Raw genomic sequence first — 17,694 nt, 5'->3', positions numbered from 1 at the left:
TGTTGATAGGTAAGCCTAAGCATAGTGGACGGTTTCGACGCTCACGTCCACCCCCTCGAGGTCTCGATCACATACAGCCGCGAGAAGCCATGGACAGCAAACGGTCCGCAAGCGCATCATGAAAGAACATCCGGTGCCGTTCGTCGGGGGAACGTCAAAGGAAACCCGAACGGATGGAAGAGATCATGTTCATCAAGAAATTGGTGGCGACAGCTGTTTTCGCCATCGCGGCCACCGGAATCACCATGGCGACGGCGCACGGCGAGGCGGGGCTCACCGTCAGCGGCGTGGACGGCTCGGTCGGATACACCACCACCCTGGCCGCCGACCATTCGAATGCCCTGGTCACCTTGGCCTCCGGCCGATTCGTCCTCGCTCCTGACGCGGTTCAGGTGGTCGCGGACGACGGCGTGGTCATCGGAGCGATCCCCCTGACCCTGCGCACCGACGCCGGCGCGGCCTTCCAGGTCACCCCGACGCTCGCCAGTGACACCGAACTGACCCTGACCCCGGTCGGCGGCCCCACCCCCGCCGCCACCAGCTCACAGGATCTGCCGTTCATCCACACCGCGGGCGGCGGTGACGCGATCCTCGCCGGCGCCTTCATCGGCTGCCTGGTCGGCATTGTCATCGGCATCTGGTTCTTCCTGGTCGGAGCCATCGTGGGCTGCGCGATCGGGGCCGCGATCGGAGGTTTCATCGGCGCGGTTTCGTGACGGGTGAATCCCGCACGGACACACCGGATCCGGGCGGGTCGCAGCGTCGGCCCGGCCGGATCCCGCCTGAAAGTGTTGCTGGGGTAACGGAATCGGTATGTTGTGGGCTACTGTCGGGCGTGTTTGCCCGTCCGTGATCGACCTTGGTGTAGCCGACAGGATTGACGAAACCCCATATGGCCGTGATGTTTCTCTGGATACTCCTACCTGTACTGATACTCGCTGTGGGGGTGGCGGGGTTCGTCACGATGCGGTGGCGCGCGGATCGACTACGCGTCGATGCCCTGCAGGCCCAGCTGCGCGCCTCGGAGCATTTGCTCGCCCAGACCGTCGAGAACCACGGCGAGGAACTGCGGCGGGTCTGGACCGAGGCCGCCGAACAGGGCCGACGCGAGATCGAAACTCAAGCGCGGCAGGCGATCAGCGCCGCCGAGCAGGCTGCCCAGGACCAGGCCCAGGCCGTGCGTGAGGAGATGCAGAGCGCGTCGCGGGACGTGACCGCCGCGGCCGTGCGCTCCTTCGGCACGTCGGTGGTCAGCCTCGGCGCGGACGTCGGCAAGGTGGTCAGCGCCGCGCTGCGCGAGCACCGCGACGACGCGGTCTACGAGACCCTCATCCGCATCGATCACAGTGTGCAGCAGATGATCCGGCAGGCGCAGTCCTACGTGATCGTCAGCGGTGGCCTGCCCGGCCGCCGCTGGCCGCAGCAGGCCGTCACCGACGTGGTGGGCGGCGCGGTCGGCCGTGTCCGCGACTACCAGCGGGTGCGGGCCGGACAGGCCGAGCGCGTGGTGGTGTCGCGCGTGGTGGAGCCGCTGGTGCACACGGTGGCGACGCTGGTGGACAACGCGCTGCGGTATTCGCCGCCGACCTCGTTCGTGGACATCAGTTTTCAGGAAGGGCACCACGGCGTCACCATCCTCATCGACGATGCCGGTGTGCGCATGAACACCGAGCAGCTCGAGGACGCGCGCCAGGTGCTGGCCGGTGAGCGCGGTGTCGACATTCTCGAACTGGGCCCCTCGCCCAAGATCGGTTTCCCGAGTATCGCGGCGCTGGTGCGCCGCTACGGATTCAATGTCTACGTGGACGGCCCGAACGCCTTCGGCGGTGTGCGCGCCATGGTGTTCATCCCCGAAACCCTGCTCGTGGCACCGCATGACGTGGTCGTGGAGCAGCCTGCCGTGATACCGGCGGTCGTGACGCCGGTGGAGCCCGTGGAGGAGCAGTCGGTGCGCGAGAACACCATTTCCGCCGCCCTCACCGCCAGCGGCCTCACGAAACGGCGGCGGCGCACCGTGACTCAGCCCAGCGCGCAGGCCCCCTCGCTCCATCCGGCACCGGCGCCGGTGCTCCACCCCACCGCGGCAGCCGCATCGGCCCCCGCGCCCGCTCCGCAATCCGCCCCGGCACCGACCCTGCAACTCGCGCGACCCGATATCGCGGTGGCCTGGCACAGCGGCTCGGTCAGCGGCCGCCACGCCGCGGCCGGAGCCGACCACACCGAAGGGATGAACTCGTGAACTCTCCGACCGCCGCCGGCCAGCAGAACGCGGTGCTATCCAATTCCGCCGACGGACCCAACCAATTGGCCTGGCTGCTGGCCGATCTCGAGATGCCGGGGGTGCGTTTCGCGGTGCTGCTGTCCGAGGATGGGCTGCGCATGGCGCACCACGGCAATATCACTCGCGACAATGCCGAGCGATTCTCCGCCGCCGCATCGGGATTGCGGTCGCTGGGCAAGGCGCTCGGGGAATTCTGCGGCGGGCCGGGTGACAATGTGCGCCAGAACGTCACCGAGTACGACGGCGGGATGATCTTCATCACCGCCGCCGGAGTCGGTGCGGTACTGGGTGTTTCGACCACCACCGAGGTCGACGTCGCACTGGTCGCGCACCGCCTCAACGAGCTCGCCGCCCGGGTCGGGCACGAGCTCGGCGCTGTGCCGCGCCGCGACGCCGCCCGGCCGTGACCGGCCCGCGGCGGGATCCCGATCTGGTCCGGGCCTATGTGCGCACGGGTGGGCGGACGCGCGCCACCCGGCACCTGGACCTCGTCACCGTGATCGTCGCCGCCGAAACGCCACTGCAGGGCGGTTCCCCCGACGCGCGCCGCATATTCGCGCTGTGCCGCAACGCCCTGTCGCTGGCCGAGATCGCCGCGCACCTCGACCTGCCGCCCTCGGTGGTGAAGATCGTCGTGGCCGACCTGCTGGACAGCGGTCACCTGATAACCCGGACACCCGAGCACACCCTGCCGGATGTCAGCTTGCTGGAAGAGGTACTGAATGGGCTTCGAGCCCTCGCGGTTTGAGTCGGCTCCCGCGGGCGTCGATTACCTGCCGCCGACCGTCACCAAGTCGGTGAAACTGTTGGTGGCAGGCAATTTCGGGGTCGGCAAGACCACTTTCGTCGGCAGCGTATCGGAGATCAAGCCGCTGCGCACCGAGGAAACCATCACGCACGCCAGCGTGGGTGTGGACGATATGGCCGGGCTGCGCGAGAAGACGACCACCACCGTCGCACTGGATTTCGGCCGCATCACGCTCAATCCACAACTGGCCCTGTACCTTTTCGGCACGCCGGGCCAGCAGCGCTTCGTCCCGCTGTGGGAGGAGCTGGCGCTGGGTGCGCTGGGCGCGCTGGTGCTGGTCGACACCCGCCGCATCGAACAGTCCGACGAGGTGCTGGCGGTGCTGGAGCAGCGCGGCGTGCCGTACGCGGTGGCGGTCAACGAATTCGAGGGCGCGCACCGGTACCCGCTCAGCGAGATCCGCGACGCCCTCGATCTCACCGACGAGACGCCGCTGACCGCCCTGGATGCGCGCGATCGCCGCACCTGCGTGCAATCGCTCATCACCCTCGTCGAGTTCCTGTTTCATTCCCGTCAGGAGTCCCGCCTGTGACCACGTCGACCGGTTCGCCGATCGGACTGTCCGCCCTCGCGCAAGCACGCCACTTCCCGCTCTACACAGCGGAATTCGCGGCCGACCCGCACGGCGCGTACCGGGAGATGCGTCGCCGCTACGGCTCGCTGGTGCCGGTGGAACTGGCCCCGGGCGTGCCCGCCACCCTGGTGATCGGCTACCACGACGCCGTGCGGATCCTCAACGATCCCGAGCATTTCCCGGCCGATCCACGGCTGTGGCAGGACTCGATCCCCGACGACAGCCCGATCAAGCCGATGCTGCAGTGGTATCCGAACGTGCTGCGCAATGCCGGTGAGACGCACCGGCGCTACCGCGGCGCGAATGTGGCCGCCGTCGAGGGCGTGGACCTGCACGGCCTGCACGCCATCGTGGAACGCGAGGCGCTGCCGCTGATCAACGCCTTCTGCGAGGCGGGCGAGGCCGAGCTGATCAGCCAGTACGCCATGCCGCTGGTCTTCGCCGGACTCAACGACATGCTGGGCTGCCCACCGGATATCGGCGCGCGGGTGGCCGCGGGCATGGCCGCGCTGTTCGACTCCGTGGACGAGAACGCAGCCCTCGGCATGCAGATGCTCAGCGAGGCGCTGCTCGAGCTCATCGCGCTCAAACGCGCCGAGCCGGGCGACGATATGGTGACCCGCCTGCTGCAGCACGACGCCGCCCTCGACGACACCGAGATGCTCTACAACATCATCAGCATCTACGGCGCGGGCCTGGAACCGCAGCAGAACCTGATCATCAACACCCTGCGGCTCATCCTCACCGACGACCGTTTCGCCGGTGACGTGCTCGGCGGAAGCCTTTCCACCCGTGACGCTTTGGACGAGGTGCTCTTCAACGACCCGCCCATGGCCAACTTCTCCGTCTCCTACCCGCGCCAGCCCATGCTCATCGGCGAGACCTGGCTGCCCGCGCATCAGCCGGTGGTGATCAGCATGACCGGCTGCAACAACGATCCGGCCATCGGCGGCGGCGAACGCATCGGCAACCGTTCGCATCTGGCGTGGAGCCTGGGCCCGCACGCCTGTCCGGCCAGGTCGGTGGCGTCGCTGGTGGCGCAGGAGGCGATCGATCAGCTGCTGGATGCCTTGCCCGAGTTGCGACTTGCCGTTCCTGCCGAAGAATTGTCTTGGCGGCCAGGGCCTTTCCACCGGGCGCTGGCGGGGCTGCCGGTCATCTTCCCGGCGAGCCCGCCCTTGAATGTGAAGTAGGACAAGGAGTACCAGCAGTGACGATCGAACCCCTGGCATTGGATTTGACCGGTGTCGACATTCAAGGCGAGAACGCCCGCATCCGGGAGCGCGGGCCGGTGGCCCTGATCGAGTTGATGGGTGTGCCCGCCTGGTCGGTGACCGATGCCGATGTGCTCAAGCGGCTGCTGGCCGATCCGCGCGTATCGAAGTCCGCCTCGCAGCACTGGCCCGCCTTCATCGACGGCACGGTGAGCGCGGAGTGGCCGCTGTTCCCGTGGGTGGTGGCCGAAAACATGTTCACCGCCTACGGTGCCGATCATCGACGGCTGCGCAAGCTGGTGTCACCGGCCTTCACCAACCGCCGCACCATGGCGCTGAAGCCGCGCATCGAGGAGATCGTCAACACCCTGCTGGACAAGCTGGCCGCCACCGAAGCCGGTGAGATCGCGGACCTGCGTGAGGGTTTCGCCTATCCGGTGCCGATCCAGGTGATCACCGAGCTGCTGGGCGTGCCGGAGTCCATGGAGGCCGGGCTGCGCATCTGCGTGGCGCGCTTCTTCGACACCGAGATCAGCCCGGACGCCGCGGTCGCCAACTACATCGAAATGGGCGGTCTCATCGCGGAATTGGTGGCCTTCCGCCGCGACAATCCGGGCGACGACATGACCAGCGTGCTCATCTCCACCCGCGACGAGGACGGCGAGCGGCTCACCGAGAAGGAGATGATCGACACGCTGATGCTGGTCATCAACGCCGGGCACGAGACCACCGTGAACCTGCTCGACCAGGCCATCTTCCTGCTGCTCACGCACCCCGAACAGCTGGCCGCCGTGCGCGCGGGCCAGGCGAGCTGGGAGGACGTCATCGAGGAGACGCTGCGGGTGGAATCGCCCGTGGCGCACCTGCCGCTGCGCTACGCGGTGGAGGACATCGAGATCGACGGCATCCGCATCGCCAAGGGCGAGGCCATTCTCGCCTCCTACGCCGCCGCGGGCCGCGACCCGAAGGTGCACGGCGCGACCGCCGACGCCTTCGACGTCACCCGCGTGACCAAGGACCACCTGGCGTTCGGGCACGGCGCGCACCACTGCATCGGCGCACCGCTGGCCCGGCTGGAGGCGAGCATCGCGCTGCCCGCGCTGTTCGAGCGGTTCCCGAAGCTGGCGCTGGCGGTGGACCCGGCCGAGGTGGCCCCGGTCATCGGCTTCATCTCCAATGGGCACCGGGAGCTCCCGGTGCGGCTCACCGCGGAGTAGTCGTGCCCTCCAAAGCCGTGGTCTCCCCCACCGGGGCGGCCACGGCGGCGGTGTCGACGGCGGCCGGGCCGGTCCGGCGTCCCGTGACCAGGAACAGCACCACCAGCAGCACGCTCAGCCACACGTAGGTGTCGCCCTCGATGTGCTGCCGGATCGACCACGCGAATTCGCGATTGTCGTCACCGGGCAGCCAGTTCTGCGGCCCGTAGACGAAGACCCACGCGGTCACGGCCGTCACCGCGTACCAGCCCGCCGCCTGCCGCCACGGCAACCGCGTCGCGTAGCCGAGCATGGCCAGCAGCGCGGGCACGATCCAGATCCAGTGGTGCGACCACGAGATCGGCGACACCAGCAGCGTGAACACGGCATTGAGGGCCAGCGCCAGTGCGGGCATGGCCGCCGCCTTGCGCATGGCCGCCACCACCAGCACCAGCAGGACGGCGCTCAGCACCAGCCACAGAATGGTGAACAGCGGCTTCTCGATCTGGAAGCGCGCCAGCACCGCCTGGATCGACTGATTGGTGTGGAAGGCCGACCCACTCAGCCCCTTCACATTGCCCATTCCGCCGAACCAGTACTCGGTCGACGTCTTCGGCATGACCGCGAAGCTCAGCGCGGTCGCGGCGGCACCCGTGATCGCCGCGGTCACGGCCGCCTTGTAATCCTTGCGGACCAGGAAGAACAGCACGAACGCACCCGGCGTCAGCTTGATGGCGGCGGCGATGCCGATCAGCATCCCGCGCTTCCACTTCGGTTTCTCGGTCAAACAGTCCGCCGCGACCAAGGCCATCAGCAGCAGATTGACCTGCCCGAAATCGAGGGTCTCCCGCGCCGGCTCGAGCAGCAGCGCCAGCGGCGTCGCACATGCCATCACCCACACCGCGAGCAGCTTGCGATCCTCGCCCGCCCACACCCGCCGCGCCACCAGGTACAGCGTCAGCGCGATACAGGCCACCGAGGTGACGAAGAACGAGAACGCGGCCACATCCCACGGCAGCAGCGCGAACGGCGCGAGCGCCAGCGCGGCGAACGGCGGATAGATGAACGGCAACCCGATCCCGACCGAGGTCTTGGGCAGCTGCCCGTACAGATCACCGCCATCGCGCAGCGTCTCGATCCCGAGCCGATACACCTGCAGGTCGATGAAGCTGTCGGAGATCTCCTTGAACGGCCACAGCGGCACCATCAGACACAGGGCCGCGAAGCCCGTACACAACACCGGCACCAGCCACATCACCCGCCCGAATCGGCGGTCCAGCGACTTCGGCTCAGCAACAGCGGTGGAAAAACTCATCCGGGGCCACTTTACCGGCCGCCCCGATCCGGCACACACCCACTGCGCTGCCGAGACCGCGATATCCCGTACCTGCCACCTGTACGGCGGGGATATCTCGGACATGACGAACGGCGAGAATCCGGTGGGAGGCGTCGACCCAGGCAGTACCGAGTCGGTGCAGGCGCGGTGGCGGAGGGCATTCGACGCGCGTACTTCGGCCGCGCAGACCGACGCGGCCGGGTGGGCGCGAGGTACCCGGTGGGCTGAAGAGCCGGCAGACCGCGCGGCAATGCGGCGGGCCGCACGAGGGTGACCGCGCGGAGTCGACGACACCGGGTGGTCATTCGGTTTGTTCCCCCGCATGCCTACTGGTCAGGGACTACTATCCACGGCTCATGACCGCGGACAGCGATGTCGAGGAACGGATCGCGCGGTGGCGCGCGTATGTGGAACAGCGGAGGAAGTTGCCGGAGTCCGATATCACGGACTCGGAGGCCCGGCTGCGTGGCAGCGTGACGGAGCTGACCGCGGCGGGGCTGGCGGCGGATGAGGCGTTTCTCATCGCGGTGAAGCGGCTCGGCGGGGCGGATGAGCTGCTGTGGAAACAGCTTGTGCCGCTCTCCGATGCAGCGGCCCGCAATCGCGTCACGCGGCCGGATCTGGTGGTGATGGTCGGCTGTGCGGTGGCCTCGGCTGTCGCCGTCAAGCTGCCGGTGGCCTTTGGGGTCGATCTGGACGGGCATCCGGAGTTCTACGGCCGCAATGCCGCGCTGTTCGCGTTCGCGCCGCTGGCCGTGTATTTCGCCATCCGGCACCGGCTTTCGCTGCGGGTGGTGGCGATGCTGGCCGGGCTGTTCGGGCTCGGGGCCGTTGCGGCCAATGCCTATCCGCTCGGGTCGGATTCGCAGTCGTTGGTGCTCACCGCGATTCATCTGCCGATCGCGCTGTGGCTGGTGACCGGGGTGGCCTACACCGCGGGTGCGTGGCGTTCGGGTCGGCGGCGGATGGATTTCATTCGGTTCACCGGGGAGTGGTTCATCTACTTCGTGCTGATCTGTCTCGGTGGCGGGGTGCTGATCGGGGTCACGCTCGGCACGTTCGATGCCATCGGGGTCGATGCGGAGGAGTTCGTTTCGCAGTGGCTGCTGCCGTGCGGTGGCGTCGCGGCCGTGGTGGTGGCGGCGTGGCCGGCCGAGGGCACGCAGAATGTGGTCGGGAATATCGCGCCGCTGCTGACGAAGGTCTTCACTCCCCTGTTCACCGCTGTGCTGCTGGCGCTGCTCGCCGGAATCGGGCTGAGCGGCAGGGGAATCGACGTGGATCGCGACGCCCTGATCCTGTTCGACGTGCTGCTGGCGCTGGTGCTCGCCCTGCTGCTCTATTCGATCTCGGCCCGTGAACCCGCCCCTGCTCCAGGCGCTTTCGACAGGTTGCAGCTGGCTCTGGTGGTCAGCGCGCTGCTCGTGGATGTTCTGGTGCTGGCCGCGGTCGCGGGACGCATCACCGAATGGGGTTCGACTCCGAATCGCATTGCGGCACTGGGTGAGAACCTGATTCTGCTGGCCAATCTCGCCTGGTCGGCCCGGCTGCTGTTCGGATTCCTGCGCCGCCGTACGCCATTCGGCCGCCTCGAACAATGGCAGACCCGCTATCTGGTGATTTATGCGGTCTGGGCATGGGCGGTTGTTCTCGTTTTCCCGCCCCTGTTCGACTTCCTGTGACTCTATGATGAGCGGATGCCGCCGAAAGCTGTCCGACCGCGGCGTCGCCCGACTCAGCTGCGCTCCAAGGAAACTCGCGAACACATTCTGAATACCGCCGCCGCATTGTTCGGTGAGCGCGGCATCTCCAATACTTCGACGAATCGGATCGCGGCCACGGCCGGGGTGAGTATCGGCACGGTATATCGGTATTTCTCCGATCGCAGTGTGATGGTGGACGAGCTGCTGGGGCGGCTGCTGGAGAATCTGGAGCGGCGAGCCACCGATTGGGTGTCCACGCTGTCCCGGCAGCCGCCCGGCGATCTGCTCGCCGACGCGCCCCGGCTGATCACCGAATTGCTGGAGGTGTTCACCGAGGAATTGGTGGCCAATGCCAAGCTGGTGCGGGCGCTGGTGGCGGGGGTGCAGTTCTACAGCAGCGGCCTGCCGGAATTCGAGCCGCGGCTGCGCCTGCTGGTCAAGGTGCTGCTGATTCAGCTGCTGGGGCCGGGTGACGACCACCGGTACGAGGTGATGACGTTCGTGTTCATCAATACCGGCTTCGCGGCTGTGCTGCGCGCCACCGCGCTCGAGGTCGACCCCGCCGAGCGCCAGGAGGCCATCGCCACCACCGCGCAGATGATGGCCGCCTGGATCGAGGCCGAGGCTCGCGCCTAGAGGGACCCGCCGCCGCCGAGCAGCCACGGGTTGAAGGTGCATTGCAGCTCAGGGAACTTCGCCGGATCGAGGGCGCGCAGTGCAATGGACAGGGCGCGTGGCGAATACATGATGGTCAGGTGGTCCGAGAGATCGGTTTCGCAGCCGTCCTGCAGCAGAATATTGTCCACCTGCGCCCCGGGACCGGCGGTGAGGAAGGTGAGATCGTAGGGGTTGGTGATCTCGTCGTAGCGGGTCCCGACAATCGTGTAGTCGATGCCCGCCACCGTATCGCCGCCCGCATTCAGCTGATTCACGAAATCCGAGCCGATGGTCTGCTGAATTCCGCTGTGGCCCACGAAGAGTTCGACGAAGCCGAGAATGTCGATGCCGAAGTTGTTGACGGCCCGGCCCAGTGCGCCGATTCCGTCCAGCGAGGTGCCGTGATGCGTTGCACCGTAGGTGATCAGCTTGTTCACCTTGGTCGCGCCACCGTCGAACTTGGTGTACCAGTTGGCCATCGAGCCGCCCTGCGAGTGCGCCACGATATCGACCTGTGTGCCGCCGGTGGCCGCCAGCACGCGATCGACGAAGACGGCCAGCTGTTTCGCCGAATCCTGAATGTAGCCGGTGCCCATGGTGCCCGGCAGGAACGACCCCAGACCGCCGCCCTGGATCAGATTCGAGCGGCCGTAATTGAACGTGAAGGTACAGAACCCGGCGTCCTTGATGGGCTGACCCATGTACGCGAATCCGTTGTACGCGTTCATCCAGGTGCCGTGCAGCAGCACCACCGGCCGGGGATGCTCGGCGGTGGGCTTGCAGCCCCAGTCGTTCGCGCCCGGCGGAGTGGCGTCCGGATGGAACAGGCCGTACCCGAACGCTGCCAGCCAGGACGTCATGACCGGGCCGAAGCCCTGGGTGTCGGAGGCGTATCCGCCCGACAGCCCCGCGCTGGAACCCGAGCCGCCGAAGCAGTTCCCCGAGCCGTTGCCCGAGCCGGCCCCGCTGCCCGAGGTGCACGCCGACCCCGTCCCCGGTGCGGCGTCAGCGCCCGGCCCGCCGAGGGCCAGGGCGAGCACTGCCACCCCCGTGAGGATTGCCGTGCGAACTATCCTGCGCCGGAATGGTTTTCTCATGGACTTGCCTTTCTTCGGACCGCCTGGTGCGCGCTCACGCTAGGCCGGGGCGAAACGCGCTCAGAAGGTTCACGGCCGAATTCTGGACCAGCTCACGAATGGCGGGGAAGCATTCGGTGAGCCGAAACAGAGACCTTTTCCGACCGGCGCGGACCGGCCGGCGCGGTGTTAGGCGACACGGTGCTCGGTGAAGGTGCGGGCGATGAGCGCGGAGCGCAGCTGCCACAGTCCGGAGGTCACGGTGGGATCGAATCCGGTGAGTTGGCCGATCCGTTTCAGGCGATAGTCGACGGTATTGGTGTGTATGTGCAGGATTCGCGCTGTGCGTTGCCGATTCAGATTGTTGCCGATGTGGACGCGCAGGGTCTCCAGTAATTCCGGATGCGCATCGAGCGGATCCAGCAGCGCCCCGAGGGATTCCCGGCCGGGGCCGGGCCGGGTGAGCTGATATTCCAGGGCCATGTCGGCGAATCGATAGAGTCCCGGCACGCATTCCAGGCGCTGCACCATGTCGAGCAGCTCGTGGGCGCGGTCGGCCGCCGCGGGCACGTCGGTCGCGGGCACGGTCACCACCGCCGCGGTAATGGGCACATGCGCGGCCGCCGACAGCCGTTCCAGCAGTTCGCCGAGCCATTCGTCATTCTCGGCGGCGGGCAGCAGGATGGTGCCCCCGTCCACGCTGAGCAGGGCGAGCGCGGTCTCCCCGCAGCGCACGGCGAGTTCGGCCTGTACCCGGCGTAACTTGCGCCGCGCCACCACCTTCCCGTCGAGCATGGGATGCCGCTCGTCCGGATGCTGCGGAATATCCAGTGCCAGTATCGAATACGCGTCGGCGATCTCGATCCCGCATTCGCGTGCCATGGTCGAGGTCGAATGTCCGCCCAGCAGTGCCGAAGTCAGGGTGTGCACGGCGGTGTGATGTTCGCTCACCACCGCCTTGTGCTCGCGTACGTAGGCGCGCGCCACGGTCGCGCTGATGGTGTCGAGGAGTTCGATCACCAGCTTGGCCCCGTTCACCACGCTCTCGAAGTCCTGCGCCGTGGCATTCGAAACAGTCAGCCCCATACCGACTTTGAAGCCCTCATGGATCGCGTGCAGCACGACGTCGATGGGAACGCCCTCGCGTGCCCAGCCCGCCGCGGCCTCGGCCAGCCGGCCGGTCTTGGCCGGGATGTCCTCCCCGTCCAGCATGCTCACGGCCAGCTCCAGGCAGAGGCGGGTGATCGTGGTGACATCACCGGATATGACGTCTCCGGGCAATGTCCCGCACGGAATCACCGTGTCGACGAAATGTCCGACCAGCCGCCGCGACAGCGTCCGCACATCCTGCAGCGGCATGGACATGGGCCGTCCGGAGACTGTCAGCCCCGTCCGCAATCCTCCATCAGTGGTCATCGTCGACTCCTTCCGACCGGAACCTCATCGGTGGAGTTCGAACTCTAAGTTGGTCGAGTACTCACCTTCTACTCTCTTTCGAACCGCATGGTCCATGACCACGAATTGCCTTGCCCACCTGCGCACATGACATGACGCGGGCGATACGCCCGGCTTCGCGACGAGTTTTTCACCCTGCGGCGCTCACTTTTCGCCGACCCGCATGCCGACTGCGGGTGCGGTATGGCAGGGTGTGGCGGGCAAGTGTTCATCTGTGCTCGGAAGGCTCTTGGTGTGGTGGCTCCACGATTGGTACGCAACAGATTTCGCCTGGTCTGGATCGTCGCCTTCGTCGTAGCCCTCGGAGCCGGCGCCTCGGCGCGGCCGGTGTCGGCCGATGTGGCGGCCGCACCGGACCCCTTCCTCGACGCACTCGCCGAAGCCGCGGAAACCCCTGTGCTGCAGTGGGATCAGTGCGCTGATGGCTTCCAGTGCGCGACCGCGCGGGTGCCCCTGGACTATCACGCCCCGCGCGGCGATCAGATCGATCTCGCCGTGATCAAGTTGCCCGCGAGCGACCCGGCGGCCCGAATCGGCACGCTGTTCGTCAATTTCGGCGGACCCGGAGCCTCCGGCGTGGACCGGCTGCGCGAGCGCGCACACTGGCCGTGGCTGTTCTCCGAGGAACTGCGGGCGCGCTTCGACCTCGTCTCCTGGGATCCGCGATCGGTCGCGCGCAGTGCCACGGCCCGCTGCTTCCCGAATACCGAGGAGCAGCTGGCCTTCCTCGGCGCGTTCCCGGATATGCCCGGCGATCCGGCGGGTGAAGCCGAATTCTTCTCGCACAACCGGGAATTCGCGGACCGCTGCGCGCAGTTGGCCGGTCCGATCCTGCATCACGCCTCGACCGCGAACACCGCCCGGGATATGGATCTGCTGCGGCGTGCGGTCGGCGACGCACAGCTGACCTACCACGGCATCTCCTACGGCACCCAGCTCGGCGCGATCTACGCGAACATGTTCCCCGGGCGCGTGCGCGCCATGGTCTTCGACGGCTCGCTCGATTTCGAGGGCAGCGCCAATGGCCATGGGACACAGGGCGCCACCGTCCCCATCGATATGCGCCAGGATGTGGCGACCGGCATCGCCCAGACCTTCGACGCCTTCCTGCGCCTGTGCACCGAAGCCGGTCCGCGCTGTGCCTTCTCCTCCGGTGATCCCGCGCTGAAGTGGCGGGTCATCGCCGAGCGGGCGCGCCTGGCTCCCATCCTGCTCGACGGTCAGGAGTGGACCTACTCCGCGATCGTCAATGCGGCAGCGGATCTTTCGCGTTCGGACACCTATCCGAACCTGGCCGCCCTGCTGCAATCGCTGTTCGACGCGGGCGCCACGCTGTCGGGCGTGGTCCCCATCGCGGCCGAGGCCGGGTACACGGGTAATCGCACCGAGGCGTACTACACCATTCAGTGCAGCGACAGCGTCGTCCCGACCGACCTGGCCGTGTACAGCCGCGCCGCCGAATCCGAGGACCGCCGCGTGCCCTACTTCGGCCGGATCGGCGTCTTCGACATGATGGCCTGCGCCTTCTGGCAGGGTCGCGACGCCGACCGCTACACCGGGCCGTGGAACCGCCGCACCGCGGCCCCGATTCTGGTGCTCAACAGCAGGTTCGACCCGGCGACCCCGCTGGCGGGCGCGCAGGCGGGCGCCGCTCAGCTGGCCGCCGCGCAGGTGGTGGTGGTCGAGGGCGCCGGGCACAGCAGCATGTACGTGCCGAGCACCTGCGCCGAACGCGTGAAGCGCGACTACCTGTTCTCCGGGGTGCTGCCCGCGGCCGGCACCGGCTGCGGCATCGACGGCAATCCCTTCGGCTGAGACAGCCGGCCCTTGCGCACTCGTGTTGTCGCGGCGGATATTTCGAGGCGAGGAGTTGGTGATGCAGACCGAACACTTTCTGCCGTTCCGCAAGAGCGCGGTCATCTCGCTGTGCGCCGGTGAGCTGCCCGAGGCCGAGCGCGCCGAGTTCCGGGAGTTCGCGCGGCTGCTGGCCGCATTGCTCCACCACCGGTTCCACGAGCGCGGCGAGGCGGTGCTGGACGCCTATCACGTGATCGATCCGGCGGTGAACATGCGCGCGATTCGCGCTGTGACAGCACAGGATCGGGTCGCCGCCCGGGAAACCGTCGAGCGGGAACTGGTCGCCCTGGCCGAGGACGCCAACTTCACCCGCATCGACGCCGCGGAGATCGGGCGGGCGTTCGGTGAGCACTCGCTGCTCAAGGTGCGGTTGCGGGTCGAGGACGAGGGCATCGACACGGTGCTGTTCTTCCGGCGCGGGGCGGCGCGGCGCACCGCGGAGGTGAAGTCGTTCTACGGCTTACGCAAGCGGACCGTCGAATTCACCAGCTACGCCAAGGTTCTCGTCTACGTCGCCTTCAGCGAGACCGACGACGAGCAGCGTTCGCCCGAGGGCGGTTCGGTGCTGTTGAAGCTGTTCCAGAATGTGCCGAGCAATGATTTGGAGATGCTGTATCCGACCGTGCGGGTGCGCATGCGGCCGCTGGACAAGCTGCTGATCGGGGTGCCCGCGGTGGTGTCCGGCATCATCGTGCTGGTCACCAAACTCATTGCCTCCCTGGGGCTGCTGGTGCTGCTGTTCGCCTTCTGGGTCGGGCTGCGCGACGAATCGGTGCGACTGGATCAGACGGCGCTGGTCACCCTGGGCGCGGGCATGGCGGCGCTGGGCGGCTATCTGGTGCGGCAGTTCTCCAAGTTCAAGAATCGCAAGATCAAGCTCATGAAGTCGCTGCAGGAGCACCTGTACTTCCGCAATCTCGACAATGGCGCGGGCGTCTTCCACCATCTGCTCGGCGCGGCCGAGGAATCCGAGGTCACCGAAGCCGTACTGGCCTACCACTTCCTGCGCACCGCCGACCGGCCGCTGAGCACCGCCGACCTCGACAAGAAGGTCGAGGATTGGTTCCGCGAACGCTGGAACACCACCTTCGACTTCGATGTCCAGGACGGGCTGGGCACGCTGCGCGAGCTCGGCCTGGTGACCGCGGACGAGAGCGGCGGGCTGCACGCGGTGACATTGCCCCGGGCGAAACAGGATCTGGATCGCCACTGGGACAATGTCTTCCGCTACAACGGTTGAACCGTCACTATGCCTTCGCGTCCGCCTTCGGCAGATCCTCCTCCAGCACCGCTTCACCGCGAGCGATCATGCCCGCCTCGTCGGAAAGCGTCAGGTGCGGGATGAACAGCGCCAGCAGGAAGGCCACGGCCACACCGGGAATCAGGTACCAGAACCCGGGCACCAGGGCGTCGACGTATGCGCCCACGATCGCGTCGTGCAGTTGGGCGGGAAGGTTTTTCACCACCGACGGCACCAGCGCGCTCGGATCCACCCCGGAGCCCGCCGCCTGCGCCCAGTTGTCCCGGAACGCGCCGGTGAGTCCCTCGGTCAGCCGGTTGGTGAAGATCGACCCGAAGACCGCCACGCCGATCGCGCCGCCCATTTCCCGGAAGTAGTTGTTGGCGCTGGTCGCGGTGCCGATCTGATCGGGCGCAACCGCGTTCTGCACCACCAGCACGATGATCTGCATGATCAGGCCCAGCCCCGCGCCCATGACCAGCAGCATCCCGGACACCACCCACATGGAGGTGCTCGCGCTGAGCTGGGTCAGCCACAGCATGCCGGCGCCCATGATGAGTGCGCCCAGCGGCGGATAGACGCGGTAGCGGCCGGTCTTGGTGATGGCGTTCATGGAGGTGATGAGCGTGGCCATCATGCCGACCATCATGGGGATCAGCAGCAGGCCGGACACCGAAGCCGAAGCGCCGGTGGCCATTTGCAGATAGGTGGGGATGAACGCGAGCGCCGCGAACATGACCAGGCCCACCACCAGGCCGATGGCCGAGGTCAGCACGAAGGTGCGATTGCGGAACAGCCACAGCGGCAGCATGGGTTCTTCGGCCCGCGCCTCCACCATGATGAACACGCCGACCACCAGCACCAGGGCGGCGATCATGGCCAGAATCACCGCGGAATCCCACGCGTAACGCTTACCGCCCCAATCGGTTACGAGAATGAGCAGCGTGGTGGCCGCCGACATGAGCACGACGCCGAGGTAGTCCGGCCTCGCCTTGGGCCGATGGCTGGGAATGTTGAGGTATTTGAACGCGACGGCGAAGGCCGCCAGCCCGATCGGCACATTGATCCAGAAGCACCAGCGCCAGCCGGTGTGATCGGCGAAGAAACCGCCCAGCAGCGGCCCGGCCACCGAGGTGAGACCGAACACCGCGCCCATCGGGGCCATGTATTTGCCGCGGTCCTTGGCCGGCACCACATCGGCGATGATGGCCTGCGCCAGGATCATCAGACCGCCGCCGCCCACGCCCTGCAGGCCGCGGAAGGCGATGAACTCCCAGAATCCGGTGGCCAGCGCCGCGCCGACCGACGCCGCGGTGAAGACGCCGATGGCGAACAGGAACAGCCAGCGGCGGCCGAACAGGTCGCCGAATTTGCCGTAGATGGGCATGACGATGGTGGTGGCCAGCAGGTAGGACGTTGCGGTCCACGCCATTTCGTTGACGCCGCCCAGCTCGCCGACAATGGTCGGCATGGCGGTGCCCACGATGGTCTGATCGAGGCTGGCCAGGAACATGCCGGCGATCAGCGCGGCGAAGATGAGCCAGATTCGTTTCTGCGTCAGGACGATCGGGGTCGGCGGCGAATCAGCCGTCGTGGTCATCGGCACTACTCCTTCATCTCTCATCAGGTCGGCGGAACAGGTCGGCCGCCAATGCGCACTGCGCTCGCAGCGCCTCGGCCAGCGACCGAGAAGGATCGGCGGCCAACGACATTGCTGCCCGGGTGGTGAGGTTGGACATGATTCCTGCGGTGACTCCGGCGAATTCGGCCGAGACCTGCGCGCCCCGGCGCGCGGTCAGCAGCTCCCCCACCGCCGCCTCGTGCCGTGCTCCGGCGGCGATGAATCCGGCCAGCACGCGCGGCTCGGTCTTGATGATCTCGGCGACGAGCGCAATGCTTTCGCGCACTTCGTCTTCCGGCTCGTAGCCGGAGGCGTACAGCCACACCACGTCGTCGATGAGCACCCCGGTGGGACCGCCGGCCACGAATTCCGTGCGCGCCTGCGGGGTTCCGATCTCGGTCACCGGCCCGACGACCGCGTCCAGCTTGGTGTCGTAGTAGTTGAAGAACGTGCGCGGCGACACCCCGACCGCCTTGGCGATGTCATCGGTGGTGGTCGCGTCCAGGCCCTTCTCGATCGTCAGCCGTCGCGCCGCCATGCACAGATCGATCTTCGTCTGTCGTTTCTTGCGCTCGCGCAGCCCGAGTTCCGGCTCGCTGCCCTTCGCCTCACCCATGCCCGAGAATCTAGCAGAATCTGCAATTTTTCAGAAACTGCAAGTTCGTCGCGGTGGACG

At 67.2% G+C, this 17,694-nt stretch carries 16 protein-coding genes; 11 read left to right on the top strand and 5 right to left on the bottom strand.

From position 1 onward, the window contains the following. Positions 1-173 precede the first annotated feature (173 nt). From H0264_RS13800 to H0264_RS13770, 7 genes are all read left to right on the top strand, one after another. Positions 174-716: a DUF8020 domain-containing protein gene (locus H0264_RS13800; protein ID WP_231082945.1), complete on the top strand. Its 543-nt coding sequence runs from the start codon at positions 174-176 to the stop codon at positions 714-716. A 248-nt stretch (positions 717-964) separates the two neighbouring features. After that, positions 965-2,239, top strand: a complete 1,275-nt coding sequence (locus tag H0264_RS13795; RefSeq protein WP_231082946.1) for an ATP-binding protein — start codon at positions 965-967, stop codon at positions 2,237-2,239. A 92-nt stretch (positions 2,240-2,331) separates the two neighbouring features. Then, entirely contained in the window at positions 2,332-2,688 is a 357-nt protein-coding gene (locus H0264_RS13790) for a roadblock/LC7 domain-containing protein (RefSeq protein WP_181585532.1), read from the top strand. Continuing rightward, a complete protein-coding gene (locus tag H0264_RS13785; protein ID WP_181584319.1) occupies positions 2,685-3,029 on the top strand; it encodes a DUF742 domain-containing protein in 345 nt (114 codons plus the stop codon). The genes H0264_RS13790 and H0264_RS13785 overlap by 4 nt, the downstream gene beginning before the upstream one ends. Further along, positions 3,004-3,621, top strand: a complete 618-nt coding sequence (locus H0264_RS13780) for a GTP-binding protein (RefSeq protein WP_181584318.1) — start codon at positions 3,004-3,006, stop codon at positions 3,619-3,621. The genes H0264_RS13785 and H0264_RS13780 overlap by 26 nt, the downstream gene beginning before the upstream one ends. Continuing rightward, a complete protein-coding gene (locus H0264_RS13775) occupies positions 3,618-4,856 on the top strand; it encodes a cytochrome P450 family protein (protein WP_420832060.1) in 1,239 nt (412 codons plus the stop codon). Before H0264_RS13780 ends, H0264_RS13775 begins: the two co-directional genes overlap by 4 nt. 17 nt (positions 4,857-4,873) lie before the next feature. Next, entirely contained in the window at positions 4,874-6,094 is a 1,221-nt protein-coding gene (locus H0264_RS13770; RefSeq protein ID WP_181584317.1) for a cytochrome P450 family protein, read from the top strand. On the opposite strand, the gene H0264_RS13765 is transcribed toward H0264_RS13770, so the two are convergent. Further along, positions 6,081-7,388 carry a glycosyltransferase 87 family protein gene (locus tag H0264_RS13765; RefSeq protein ID WP_181584316.1) on the bottom strand — a complete coding sequence of 436 codons (1,308 nt, stop codon included), beginning with the start codon at positions 7,386-7,388 and terminating at the stop codon, positions 6,081-6,083. The genes H0264_RS13770 and H0264_RS13765 overlap by 14 nt on opposite strands. Before the next feature lie 377 nt (positions 7,389-7,765). On the opposite strand from H0264_RS13765, the gene H0264_RS13760 reads away from it, so the two are divergent. Together H0264_RS13760 and H0264_RS13755 are read left to right on the top strand one after the other, a co-directional pair. Next, a complete protein-coding gene (locus tag H0264_RS13760) occupies positions 7,766-9,091 on the top strand; it encodes a hypothetical protein (RefSeq protein WP_181584315.1) in 1,326 nt (441 codons plus the stop codon). Positions 9,092-9,106: 15 nt separating this feature from the next. Further along, positions 9,107-9,748, top strand: a complete 642-nt coding sequence (locus H0264_RS13755; protein ID WP_181584314.1) for a TetR/AcrR family transcriptional regulator — start codon at positions 9,107-9,109, stop codon at positions 9,746-9,748. Here the strand turns inward: H0264_RS13755 and H0264_RS13750 are convergent. After that, positions 9,745-10,866 (bottom strand): esterase/lipase family protein, encoded by a 1,122-nt coding sequence (locus tag H0264_RS13750; RefSeq protein WP_181584313.1) that lies wholly within the window; start codon positions 10,864-10,866, stop codon positions 9,745-9,747. The genes H0264_RS13755 and H0264_RS13750 overlap by 4 nt on opposite strands. 168 nt (positions 10,867-11,034) lie before the next feature. Beyond that, positions 11,035-12,261, bottom strand: coding sequence for a PucR family transcriptional regulator (locus tag H0264_RS13745; RefSeq protein WP_231082949.1), 1,227 nt, complete (start codon positions 12,259-12,261; stop codon positions 11,035-11,037). Positions 12,262-12,549: 288 nt separating this feature from the next. Between H0264_RS13745 and H0264_RS13740 the strand changes: the two genes are divergently transcribed. Both H0264_RS13740 and H0264_RS13735 read left to right on the top strand, forming a co-directional pair. Next, complete coding sequence (locus H0264_RS13740; protein ID WP_244976175.1) at positions 12,550-14,115, top strand: alpha/beta fold hydrolase; 1,566 nt, start codon at positions 12,550-12,552, stop codon at positions 14,113-14,115. Between the two features lie 61 nt (positions 14,116-14,176). Continuing rightward, entirely contained in the window at positions 14,177-15,397 is a 1,221-nt protein-coding gene (locus H0264_RS13735) for a TMEM143 family protein (RefSeq protein ID WP_181584311.1), read from the top strand. A gap of 7 nt (positions 15,398-15,404) precedes the next feature. On the opposite strand, the gene H0264_RS13730 is transcribed toward H0264_RS13735, so the two are convergent. After that, positions 15,405-16,997, bottom strand: coding sequence for an MDR family MFS transporter (locus H0264_RS13730; RefSeq protein WP_181584310.1), 1,593 nt, complete (start codon positions 16,995-16,997; stop codon positions 15,405-15,407). A 13-nt stretch (positions 16,998-17,010) separates the two neighbouring features. Next, positions 17,011-17,634: a TetR/AcrR family transcriptional regulator gene (locus tag H0264_RS13725; protein ID WP_181584309.1), complete on the bottom strand. Its 624-nt coding sequence runs from the start codon at positions 17,632-17,634 to the stop codon at positions 17,011-17,013. Between the last annotated feature and the right edge of the window lie 60 nt (positions 17,635-17,694).

This window comes from Nocardia huaxiensis (assembly GCF_013744875.1).
Classification (GTDB): domain Bacteria; phylum Actinomycetota; class Actinomycetes; order Mycobacteriales; family Mycobacteriaceae; genus Nocardia; species Nocardia huaxiensis.
The sequence above is the reverse complement of the archived record's forward strand: the minus strand, read 5'-3'. Positions and strand labels throughout refer to the sequence as shown.